The following is an 11,116-nucleotide window of genomic DNA, read 5'->3' as shown; positions in this document are numbered from 1 at the left end:
GTTCGGGGCTTGGATGGCCATCGCGCTTTCGATGGGTGGTCCCGATGTGAAGTTGGAGTAGACGCCCATGCCGTAGCCCCGGAACGAGGTGACGCTGTTGGGGATGTAGAAGGCCGGGTAGCCGTTTTGGCTCGGGCTGGCCATCCAGGATGCCTGGTTGGGGACGTCGTAGGGGTTTTCGTTTTGGAAGAAGATGACGGTGCCGCCTTGGCCGTTCCAGACGGTTTCGTTCTTCTGGTAGTGCTCGACGGCGAGTCCGTAGGCGGTGACGTTGTTGCCGTTGACGGTCAGGCCGGTGTCTGCGGTGTCGGTGGTCCAGGAGTTGGAGCCGGCGCCGTGGTCGGCGCGCCAGGACCAGATGTTGTCCAGCAGCGAGTTGTTGCTGTTGTCGATGAACGCGTCGGTGACTGATCCGGCGGTAGCGCCGCCGATCCGGAAGAACACGTCGTCGACGGTGACCGGGTCGCTGGCGTGGCTGGTGGCCGAGCCTGGGGTGCCGACGGTGAGCAGGGTCGGGGAGGTGGTGGGGCCGGCGTCGAAGATCAGGCCGGAGATGTTGACGCCGTTGACGTCGGCCACGGACATGGTGGTTTGGCCGGCGGTCGGGATCAGGGTTGCGAAGCCCAACCCGAGGATCTTGGTGTCGGGGTGGGTGACGTTGATCGTCTGGTTGTAGCTGTAGACACCCGGTGTGAACAGCAGGTTGTCCCCGGCCGCCAGCGCCGCGTTGATCTGACTGACGGTGCTTGAGGAGTCGATGACGTAGAAGGTGTTCAGCGACAGCGAGGTGCCGGGGGTGCTGCCGCCGGCCCAGGTCGGGCCGCTGGTGTTGGACTGCACCGAGGGCACGAACACGTTGTAGTTACCTGAGCCGTCGGTGTAGAGGTACGGCTCCTCCTGCGTCGTCGGGCAGGTGCCGAGCGTCGTGTACGGCTGCGGGCCGCCGGCTTGTAGGGAGGTCGATCCGAAGCTTTGTGCCGGGGCGCCGGGGTCGCCGCAGAACACCTGGTTCCACACCCCGTTGGTCCAACTCCCGATCGTGGTGTTGCGTACCAGGTACTGCTGCTGTGAGCCGTTTTCGATGGTGCCGTTGAGTTGGGAGTCGGCGATGAACCCGCCGCTGGACCAGCCCGGTGTCCCGCCGCAGTAGTCCATCAAGGTCAGGTTGCCGTTGACCACCACCCGGCGCATCGGTGAGGCCTGCGAGGCAGCCCAGACGTCCTCGCCGGCGTTGCAGCCGGTCAGGCCGGTGACGTTGATGGTGAGGTTGGAGATCGAGCGCCAGAAGTTGTTGGTGGCGTAGCACTGGTTCGAGGCGCCGTTGGTGCACTGGTTCCAGGAGTCGATGGTGCCGTTGATCACCACCTGGCCCGGGTTCTGCCCCAGACCCTCGACGCTCTCGTAGTACCCGAGCTGGAAGTCCAGCGGCGCCGCGGCCGAGCCGTAGGTCCCGGGCTCGAACAAGATCTCATAGCGCTGGTTCCCGAACTGGTTCGGCGCCTGCTGCGTGCCGATCGCGTTGAGCTGGCTGGCGATCGCGCTCACCGACTCACTCGGACTGATCACGATCACGTTCGGACCCAGGCTGCCGCCGGTGCCGCCGCCGCTGCTGCCGATCGTGTACGTGGCGCTGGCCACCGCCGAATTCGTCACGCCCGAGGCGATCGCGATCGCCTTGATCGTGGTCGTCGCTGTGACGCTGATCGGACCCGAGTAAAGGGTCGACGACGCCGTCGGCGTGCTTCCGTCCAGGGTGTAGCGGATGCTCGCACCGGACGTCGAATCGGAGATCGTCACCGACTGGGCCGTCGTGTACGAGCCGCCGGCCGGACTGAACGTCGGCGTCGCGGCCGTGCCGCCACCGCTGCCGCCCCTTGTGTGTAGGTGAAGTGTGGCGTGTCGTACTGGGCGCCGCTCTTCTCGTAGGTGAACCAGTACTCCAGCACGGTGCCGGTCGTGAGTGAACTCACGGTTTGCGTCCACGTCCCTGAGTTGTTGGTCATGCGGAAGTTCTGTTGACCCGCACCGTTGATCAGGTAGTGGACGTCGACATAGGCGGCCGGCGTGGTCGGGGTGATCGAGAGCTGAGCCTGCGTCGCGTTCAGCTGCGTCGCACTCTGCGTGTAGTCGGGCGAGGAGGAACCGATCGTGTACGTCGCGCTCGCCGTCGCGGAGTTCGTCAGACCGGCCGCCAGACCGATGGCCTTCACCGTGGTCGTCGCGGCGACGTTGATCGGACCGGTGTAGAGGGTCGATGCCGCCGTGGGCGCCGAACCGTCCAGGGTGTAGCGGATGCTCGACCCCGACGTCGCGTCCGACAGCGTCACCGACTGCGCGGAGGCGTACGTGCCGCCGGCCGGACTGAACGTCGGCGTGGCGACGGACTGGCTGCCGCTCTGATTTGTCGTGTAGACGGCGACGTAGTCCACAGTCATCGGCGCGCCGGACGTGGTGGCGGCCGTCGGCTCAGTGCACTGGCACACGTTGAAGGGGTAGACACCGCCGATGGCCACGTTGAGGATCGCGAAGAACCCGTGGTCGACGGCCGTCGCCCAGGTGTTCGCGTCGACCTGGTTCTGGTTGACCGTGTGCTGCAGCACGTTGTCGGTGTAGAACCGCAGCTGCTCGGCGTTGGCGTTCGTCCGGTCGATGATGACCGAGTAGGTGTGGAACGCGGTCTGGCAGCCACCGCAGTTGAGCAGGCCGCTGCTGATGCCGGTGGTCTCGTTGCAGGGGCCGCCCGGATCGACGCCGCAGTGGAACGTGTGCGACACCTTCGACAGCGCGTTGACGTCCTCCATGATGTCGAACTCGCCGATGCTGGGCCAGTTGGTGGCCCCGACCGGACGGGCGTTCGCGCCCATGGCCCAGAAGGCCGGCCAGTAGCCGAGTCCGTTCGCCGGGTTCGGCTGCTCGATCGAGGCGGTGATCTCCATCTGGCCGCCGGGAGGCGCCGCGAAGTCGGTGCGCGCGGTCTCCACCCGCCCGGAAGTCCAGTTGCCCTGCGCGTCCCTGATCGGCTTGATGACCAGGTGGCCGGCGCCGTCCTGGTAGACGTTCCGGGTCGAGTTGGTCTCCGACTCGACCTCGCCGGTACCCCAGTTGCCGGCCCCGCCCGGATAGCTCGTGCCCAGGTCGTAGATCCAGTTGTTGTCGATGGGCGTGTTCGCCGCGCCGTTGAAGTCGTCGCTGAAGGTCGTGGTCCAGCCCGCGGGCGGGGCGGGGACGGCGGACGGGATCGCGGCAGCGGCCGCGCGGGAAACAGCCGTCGGGTGGGGAACGGCGGCCGAGGCGGACGTCGGAAAGGCGATTGCCACGGTCGCGGCGATCGGCGCCAGCGCGGCGACGATCGCCATGGCGGCGCGTCGCCGCCGGTGTACAGCAGTACCCATCTTCACTCCTGGGTCGGGGGGTGCGGGATCCGGATCCGGACCCCGGGCGTTCGATGACCGCCCCGTATACGTTTCCGGCTGAACTGGGGAGTACGAGCGCTGATTATCTGGCGCGGGGGGTGGGCGGGTTCGCGCTCGGCGTGATGGCAAGCGACCGGAAGCGTTTCCGGGACGTATCGCGGGGGTTACCTCGCTGTTTCGCTTGTCTGACGCGGATCGTGCACCCGCTGTTTGCCGCTGTCAAGGCTCTGCGGCACTCGACAACCAGTTCTCCGGCCTCAGCCGGGCGGGGCGTGGTCTTCCCCCGCGAGCGAGGACCGGATACGTTTCCGAATGTGGTGGACATCCGCGAGCTCGCCCGTCTCATCGGGGTATCGCAGGCGACGGTGTCACGTGCGCTCAACGACCGTGCGGAAGTGAGCACGGAGACCCGGCGCCGCGTCCTGGAACTGGCCGAGGAACTCGGCTACTCGCCCAATCAGCCGGCCCGCACCCTGGTCCGGCGCCGCTCAGACATGATCGGTCTGATCTGGGACACCGGTTACGCGAACGAGGGCCGCCGGCCGGCCTTCCTGCTCGACCTGTTCGTCGGGATCAAGCAGGCGTTGACCGCCGTCGGCTTCCATCTCATGGTCCTGTCGATCGCCGGCGGCGCGTCCGGCGTGGACGTGTACCGGCGGGCGGCCCGGCAGCACAGCCTCGACGGCGTCATCATGATGGGCGTCGACGAAGGGCATCCGGCGATCACGGCGCTCGTCGATTCCGGCATCGCCTGCGTGGCCATCGACTTGTCGCTGCAACGCAAACGCACGACGTACGTCACCTCCGACAACCGCAGCGGCGCGGCCGGCGCCGTCCGCCACCTGCACTCCCTCGGCCACCGCGCGATCGCGACCATCACCGGTCCGCTGGCCGTGATGCCCGCCGCCGAACGCCTGGCCGGGTACCGCTACCAGATGGCCCGTGTCGGCCTCGATCCCCGGCCGGAGTACGTCGAGCACGGGGACTTCTACCTGTCCAGCGGCTACGAGTGCGCGCAGCGCCTGATCTCCCTGCCCGAGCCGCCCACGGCCATCTTCGTCGCGGGCGACGAGATGGCCATCGGCGCGATGCAGGCGCTCGATGACGCCGGCCTGTCCGTGCCCGGGGACATGGCGGTTGTGGGCTTCGACGACATCGAGGCCGCGTCGTTGGTGCGTCCGGCGCTGACCACCGTCGCGCAGGACCGGGTCCGCATCGGTGTCGGTGCGGTCGAGACGCTGTTGAACGCCATCGGAGCCGACGATGACGGAGGCCGCGATTCGAAGCGGAATACGTACCCTGCGGCCGCGCCGCTTCTCATTCCCACTCAGCTCATCGTGCGCGGCTCCTGCGGGACGGGTCGGTGAACCCCACGTTGAGGTAGCCCTCCTTGCGGTAGCTCGCCTTCAGCCAGGCGTCTCTCCGTCATCCCGCAGCGTTCAGAAGATCCAGTGCGCTCTGCTGGCGGGCGGCGTCGATGCTGTCGAGCGGGCCGGCCCAGTGGTAGCCGTACTGGTCGAGCGCGTCCCGGTCGTTCTGGTAGACGCTGTTCACCTGCCTGGTCAGGTAGGCGCCGTAGGGGTGGTTGGAGAGCGTGGCGTTCAGGTAAGACAGACTCCGGACATAGGCGCCCTTGAAGGACGGGCCGTCTCCGCCGCCGTTGGTGCCCGGCTCGCCCGGATCGGTGAGCACGCCGTTGGGGTTGAGGGCGGTGCTGGTGGTGGAGGCGTTGGCCAGGGCGGTGGCGCTGGTGAGCAGCGAGTTGGTGCCGGTCGCGCCGTACAGTTCGGCCAGGCCGCCCAGGATCACGCCCTGGTTGTAGGTGTAGGTGGGCTGGCCGTTGTTGGCGCAGCCGGAGGTCAGGCCGTCGTTGATGAGGTGCGAGCTGTTGATCATGCCGCTGGACTGGAACCAGCTCCACTCCGCCTGGGCCCGCTGCAGGTAGACGGTGTCGCCGGCGATGCGGTTGTGCAGTGCGGCGGTGAGCCGCAGGTAGAGCTCGTTGGGGATGGCGTTCTTGTAGGTCTTCGCAGTGCTCCACCACACTCCGCCGCCGCACGTGGAGTCCCAGTACCGGGCCATGTAGTTCGCGTCGGCTTCGGCGGTGGTCAGGTAGCGCGAGTCGTGGGTCAGGTCGTACGCGTCCACCCACGCCAGGCCCCACCAACCGGTGTCGTCGATGTAGGAGTTGGTGAAGTTGCCGCCCTGCGCGTTGATGTTCTTGTCGTAGGTGGTGGACACCGCGTACTGGTAGCTGCCCATGCCGGTGGCCCGGATGTTGTCGATGACCGCGGTGAGCGCGTTCGCCGAGTTCCACCAGCCGGTGGTGTTGAACAGGCCGGTGGAGGTGTTGTAGAACATCATCTCCGCGGTGGCCGCGGCGCGGCGCCGGTCTGCGGCGTTCCAGGTGGTGCGGGCCCAGGGCGTGCAGGCGATCTCCGCGCGGTCGCCGGCCTTGCCGCAGGCGCGCATCGCGCCGACGCCGAGGTTGTTCCAGTCGTCGTTGTTGTACATCAGGGTCCGCCAACCCCGGTTGCCGCTGGGGATGGTGGTGTCGCCGAGTTTGCTGCCGGAGGACCAGGTCTGGCCGCCGTCGAAGGACCGGTCCAGCCACACCTCGTCACCGGGGTTCCCGTTGTCGATGCTGGCCCACATCATGTCGTCGCTGTCGTCGGAGTGCAGGACGATACTGCGCGAGTAGATGCTGGTGCTGACGGGCTGCCGGTCGACGGGGGAGAGCGCGGGGTCCCGCGCGTCGCAGTATTTGTCGCAGATGGAGGCGGCTCGTGCGGGCGCGGCCACCGCCAGCGGGACGAAGGTCATCAGGACACTGAGGATGAGCATCAAGGAACGCTTCACTGTGAAGACGTAAGCAAGGCGTCAGGGAAGCGTCAATACGTGCAGACCACGACGTGGCTGTCGAGCTGTCGGCCTGCCGCCGTGCCGACCTGTCGCCGTGCTGGCGAAAGGTCCGGTTGCTTCAGGGAGCTGCTTCGCGGATTCAGTCGGGAAGATCGCGGGTTCGCCGGTCCACCTCGAAGGCCAGGCTCAGCTCGGCGTTCGCCCGCGGGTCGGACAGTGACCGGCCGGTGCGCTCCTCCAGCCGGCGAAGGCGGTAGCGCACGGTGTTGGGGTGTACGAACAGCCGCTTGGCCGCCTCGTCCGCCGAGCCCCCGCAGTCCAACCAGACCCCGAAGGTGTCCAGCAACGCCGTACGGTCCTCCGTGGGCAGTTCGCTCAGGCCGGCCAGGACTTCGCCGGCCACCCGGGACATGATGTCCGGCGCGCTGGAGGCCGCCGCCGACAGCGCGTCGCGGCCGAACACCACCACCTTGCGGTGGTCCAGGGCGCCGTGCAGCGCGATCCGGGCCAGGCGCAGCGCCTGGGAGGTCAGGCGCAGGTCGTCGTACGGCGGGCTGACGCCGACCCGGCCTTCGCCGCCCGCCTGCAGCGCCGTCACCAGCTGCTCGAACACCACCGGACCGGTACGCGGCAGGCGCGCCACGCCGATCTCCACATCGTGCATCAGGCGCCAGGCCGAATCGATGCCGAGGCCGCCCAGGCCGCGTTCGATGCTGGGCAGCGCGTGGCTGCCGATGCCGGGGACCCGGGCGGCGATGACGACGTACGGTCCCCGATGCGGAAGCTGCAGCAGATCGGCCGCTTCCCACAGATCGGACTCGACCAGGCGGCCCTCGATGAGCGCCTGCACCAAGGCGGCCCGGCGCTGCTCCTCACTGCGCACCTGAGCGCCGATCTCCTCGCGGTAGCCGCGGGTCATCTCCTGCGTGAAGAGGTCCAGGAGCCGCAGGAAGCTGGTGGCGACCCGCAGCACACCGGCCACGGACACGTCCAGCGCCGGCGCCATCGCCACGAACAGCTCCCAGCCGGAGACCGCCGCGACCCGGAACGCGTCCAACAACGCCGTGAGCGGGATGCCCGCCATGGCCACCGACCGGCCGGTACCGTCGAACAGGTCAAGCGTCGGAGTCTCGCCGCGCGACATCGGCTCCAGGATGTGGGCGATCATGTCCAAGCAGGCCCGGCGCACCCCCGCCGGATCGACGCCGCCTTCGGCGTAGGCCGGCACCGTCGTCATGATCCGCTCGACCATCACGTCGGCGAGCACTTCGGCTTGCCCCGCCATCAGCGCCGCGAGCCGCGCCTCCTCCGCTGCGGCCTCGTCGTGTATCGACGAACGTTGATTCTCCACATGGCTGATCGTAGGCACTGATTGCGCTGCGCGCTAAGGGCACAGCAGTTCGTAGTATTGATCTTCGCATTGAGACCCTGGCGCTCACAGGAGCATCATGAAGTCCGCGCTCCTGATCCGATGGCCGCGCTAGCGGCGGGAGTTGCCGAAGTAAGGGTTCCTCTGGCCTGTGGCACCTGACACAATCCTTCGTGTGAACACCGAGGCCGCCCACCGAGCGCGCGACGACGAGAGCGCCCAGCACGTCGAGGAACTGGACGCCGCGCACGTCACGGGGCGTCAGATCCTCGCTTTGGCGATACCCGCGCTCGGTGCGCTGGTTGCCGAGCCGCTGTTCGTGCTTGCCGACAGTGCGATCGTCGGCCACCTCGGGTCCGCGCAGCTTGCCGGCCTGGGTACGGCGGGCTCCGCCCTCAACACCCTGGTGGGTGTGTGCATCTTCCTCGCCTACAGCACCACTGCGCAGGTTTCCCGGCTCATCGGTGCGGGACGGCGTGCCGAGGGGATGGCACGCGGGGTCGACGGGATGTATCTGGCGGCCGGGCTCGGGGTGCTGCTTGCGGTCATCGGGGTGACCTGTGCGGACCCGGTTGTGCGCTGGCTGGGGGCCGGGGCCCAGGCCGCGCCGTACGCGGCGACGTACCTGCGCGTCAGCTGCCTGGGGCTGCCCGGGATGCTGCTGGTGCTCGCGGCGACCGGGTTGTTGCGCGGCCTGCAGGACATGCGGACGCCGCTCGTGGTCGCGGCCGTCGCTGCCGTGGCGAACACGCTGGTCAACTGGATCCTGGTCTACCCGTGCGGGTTCGGGATCGCGGGTTCGGCGGCCGGGACCGCGTCTGTGCAGACCGCGATGGGCGTTGCGTACGTTTGCGTGGTGGTCAAGGCGTGCCGGGCGCATGGCGTCGTGCCGCGGTTCAACGCGCGTGCGGTGCGCGGCTCGCTCTCGGCGAACACCGCGCTGCTCACCCGCACGTTGTGGCTGCGCGTCTACATCATCGCGGCGGTGTGGGGCGCCGGACGGCTCGGTACGGGGGCGCTCGCCGCGCACACCATCGCCGCCAACCTCTGGTCCGGCCTCGCCCTCGCGCTCGACGCGCTGGCCATCGCCGCGCAGGCGCTGGTCGGCCATGAGTTGGGCGCCGGACGCATCGAGGCGACGCGGCGGATGGTGGCGCGGATGAACCGGTGGGGGCTCGGCTTCGGCGTGATCACCGGTGTCGGGCTGGCCGCGCTCAGCCCGGTGCTCGCCGGGGTGTTCACCTCCGACCAGGCTGTGGCACACGCGCTGGTGCCGGTGCTGCTGGTCGCCGCAGCGCTCCAGCCGGCCGCCGGGGTCGTGTTCGTGCTCGACGGCATCCTGATCGGCGCGGGCGACGCCACCTTCCTGGCCTGGGCCTCGTTCGCGTGCACGCTCGTGTTCCTCGGCGCCCTCGCGCTCGTGCTCGCCGCGGGATGGGGGCTGACCTGGCTGTGGGTCGCCGTCGGGGTGTTCACCCTGGCCCGGCTCGCTGCCTTCTGGATCCGCTCCGCGGGCAGCGCGTGGCTACGGGTCGGCGCACAGGCTGGATAGAGCAAGAACACCCGATCGCTCAGGTGCGGTAGAGCTCGGTGAGGAGCTCGAGTACGGCGCGGGTCGCGGGGTGGGGATCGTCGCGCCACCAGGTCAGCCGTACGGCGACCGGCTCGGCGTCGCGTACCGGCAGGTAGACGATGCCGGGCCTGGGGTACTGGTCGACGACGGACTCCGCGGTGACCCCCACGCAGCGGCCGGTGGCGATGACCGTGAGCCAGTCGTCGATGTCGCGGCTCTCCTGGATCGCGGGGCGCGCGTCCGCGGGCCACAGATCCGCGCTGGTCGTTCCGGTGCGCTGGTCGACGAGCAGGACGCGGCTGCTGAGCTCGGCCAGGCGTACCGAGCGGCGCCCCGCCAGCGGGTCGGAGGCGGCCAGCGCGCACCAGCGTGTCTCCAGACCCACGATGGCGCCCTCGAAGCGGCGGTCCTCCAGCGGCCTGCGGATGACCGCGAGGTCCGCGGTGCCCTCGGCCAGGCCGGCGGTCGGGGAGTTGATGCGGAGCAGGTGCATCTGCGTCTCCGGGTGCGATTCCCGCCACCGGTGTTGGAAGGCGAGTGTGCGTCGGCCCAGTGCCGACCAGGCGTGGCCGATACGCAGTTCGACGTGGCCCGATGTCGCTTCCTGCACCAGGTTGTCGACCTCGGCCAGCACGCGCCGGGCGTGCGCCACGACGCGCAGTCCGATCGCGGTCGGCGAGGTTTCGCGGGACGTGCGTCGCAACAGCCGCACGCCGAGACGCTTCTCGAGCGCCGAAATCGTGCGGGAGACCGCAGCCTGTGAGACCCCCAGCGCGATCGCGGCGTCGGTGAACGTGCCCTCGTCCACGATCGCGATGAGGCAGCGCAACTGACGCAGCTCGACATCCATAACCAAAGCGTATAGCCGGCGCGGTCCATGCATTTTGCGCACAGTCCGGCGCGGCACAGGATCGACGTATGCCAGCAGCCCCCACTCGCCCTGCGGACGGCGCCGCCCTGCCTGCGGATCGAGCCGTCCAGCCCACCAAACCTGGTGCCGTGCCCATGAAGCGTGGTGCCGTGCCCACGAAGCGCGCCGTCCTGCCCACGAAGCGTGGCGCCGTGCCCATGGCCGGGGTCGGCACGATGCTCGCCAGCGGCCTCTCGACCCAGCTCGGCGCCGCGATCGGGTCGCTGGCCTTCCCCGTGCTCGGCCCTGTCGGCGTCGTCGCGATCCGCCAGTATGTCGCCGCGGCGGTGCTGATCGCCGTCGGTCGGCCCCGCGTTCGGTCTTTCACGCGGGACCAGTGGCGGCCGGTGCTGCTGCTCGCGGCCGTCTTCGGCGTGGTGAACCTGTCGCTCTACACCGCGATCGACCGGATCGGTCTCGGCGAGGCGGTCACCTTGGAGTTCCTCGGCCCCCTCACGATCGCGCTCGCCGGCTCGCGCAGACGCGTGGACCTGGGCTGCGCCGTACTCGCCGCCGCGGGAGTCGTCGCCTTGATGCGTCCGCGCCCTACCGCCGACTACCTCGGCATGGGGCTCGCCCTGCTCGCCGCCGCCTGCTGGGCGTCCTACATCCTTCTCAACCGCTCCATCGGGCAGCGCATCCCCGGGGCACAGGGCACAGCCGCCGCAGCGGGACTGTCCGCCCTGGTCTACCTGCCCCTCGGAGCCGTCGTCGCGGTACACCACACGCCCTCCGCCGGGGCGGTCGGTGCCGCTGTCGCGGCGGGAGTCCTGTCCTCTGCTGTGCCGTTCCTCGCGGACCTGTTCACGCTGCGCCGCGTTCCCGCCGAGGCGTTCGGATTGTTCATGAGCGTCAACCCGGTGCTCGCCGCAGTCGTCGGCACGCTCGTGCTGGGACAGACGCTCGACGTGATCGCCTGGCTGAGCATCGCGGCGATCATCGCGGCCAACGCCATCAGCATCCTCACGCAGCCGAGGCGCGAGTGATGC

General features: G+C 69.1%; 8 protein-coding genes. 3 read left to right on the top strand and 5 right to left on the bottom strand.

Annotated features, from left to right (window positions below):
* Window positions 1-1,797: pectate lyase-like domain-containing protein (locus GWK61_RS26885; protein ID WP_194912534.1), on the bottom strand; the 1,797-nt coding region annotated here is incomplete at its 3' end.
* Window positions 1,794-3,392, bottom strand: coding sequence for a chitobiase/beta-hexosaminidase C-terminal domain-containing protein (locus tag GWK61_RS26880; RefSeq protein ID WP_194912533.1), 1,599 nt, complete (start codon window positions 3,390-3,392; stop codon window positions 1,794-1,796). The genes GWK61_RS26885 and GWK61_RS26880, both read right to left, overlap by 4 nt.
* A gap of 293 nt (window positions 3,393-3,685) precedes the next feature.
* Here GWK61_RS26880 and GWK61_RS26875 point away from each other — a divergent pair, with 293 nt between their 5' ends.
* Window positions 3,686-4,780, top strand: a complete 1,095-nt coding sequence (locus GWK61_RS26875; protein WP_194912531.1) for a LacI family DNA-binding transcriptional regulator — start codon at window positions 3,686-3,688, stop codon at window positions 4,778-4,780.
* A gap of 58 nt (window positions 4,781-4,838) precedes the next feature.
* On the opposite strand, the gene GWK61_RS26870 is transcribed toward GWK61_RS26875, so the two are convergent.
* Together GWK61_RS26870 and GWK61_RS26865 are read right to left on the bottom strand one after the other, a co-directional pair.
* Window positions 4,839-6,257 carry a glycoside hydrolase family 76 protein gene (locus GWK61_RS26870; RefSeq protein ID WP_194912530.1) on the bottom strand — a complete coding sequence of 473 codons (1,419 nt, stop codon included), beginning with the start codon at window positions 6,255-6,257 and terminating at the stop codon, window positions 4,839-4,841.
* Window positions 6,258-6,414: 157 nt separating this feature from the next.
* Window positions 6,415-7,626, bottom strand: coding sequence for a PucR family transcriptional regulator (locus GWK61_RS26865; protein ID WP_323747772.1), 1,212 nt, complete (start codon window positions 7,624-7,626; stop codon window positions 6,415-6,417).
* Window positions 7,627-7,819: 193 nt separating this feature from the next.
* Between GWK61_RS26865 and GWK61_RS26860 the strand changes: the two genes are divergently transcribed.
* On the top strand, window positions 7,820-9,196 hold the full coding sequence (locus GWK61_RS26860; RefSeq protein ID WP_323747771.1) for an MATE family efflux transporter: 1,377 nt from the start codon (window positions 7,820-7,822) through the stop codon (window positions 9,194-9,196).
* Between the two features lie 19 nt (window positions 9,197-9,215).
* On the opposite strand, the gene GWK61_RS26855 is transcribed toward GWK61_RS26860, so the two are convergent.
* A complete protein-coding gene (locus tag GWK61_RS26855) occupies window positions 9,216-10,067 on the bottom strand; it encodes a LysR family transcriptional regulator (protein ID WP_194912527.1) in 852 nt (283 codons plus the stop codon).
* A 236-nt stretch (window positions 10,068-10,303) separates the two neighbouring features.
* On the opposite strand from GWK61_RS26855, the gene GWK61_RS59785 reads away from it, so the two are divergent.
* Entirely contained in the window at window positions 10,304-11,113 is an 810-nt protein-coding gene (locus tag GWK61_RS59785; RefSeq protein ID WP_194912538.1) for an EamA family transporter, read from the top strand.
* The last annotated feature ends 3 nt before the right edge of the window (window positions 11,114-11,116 follow it).

The sequence above is a fragment of the Catenulispora rubra genome, assembly GCF_015356825.1.
Classification (GTDB): Bacteria; Actinomycetota; Actinomycetes; order Streptomycetales; family Catenulisporaceae; genus Catenulispora; species Catenulispora rubra.
Note: the sequence above shows the minus strand (reverse complement) of the source record. Positions and strands in the feature narration are given on the sequence as shown.

What these genes read in the sequence shown, in the direction of transcription:
- GWK61_RS26870 (WP_194912530.1), bottom strand. Translation starts at nt 6,257, where the DNA reads ATGCTCATCCTCAGTGTCCTGATGACCTTCGTCCCGCTGGCGGTGGCC.
- GWK61_RS59785 (WP_194912538.1), top strand. Translation starts at nt 10,304, where the DNA reads ATGCTCGCCAGCGGCCTCTCGACCCAGCTCGGCGCCGCGATCGGGTCG.
- GWK61_RS26855 (WP_194912527.1), bottom strand. Translation starts at nt 10,067, where the DNA reads ATGGATGTCGAGCTGCGTCAGTTGCGCTGCCTCATCGCGATCGTGGAC.
- GWK61_RS26880 (WP_194912533.1), bottom strand. Translation starts at nt 3,392, where the DNA reads ATGGGTACTGCTGTACACCGGCGGCGACGCGCCGCCATGGCGATCGTC.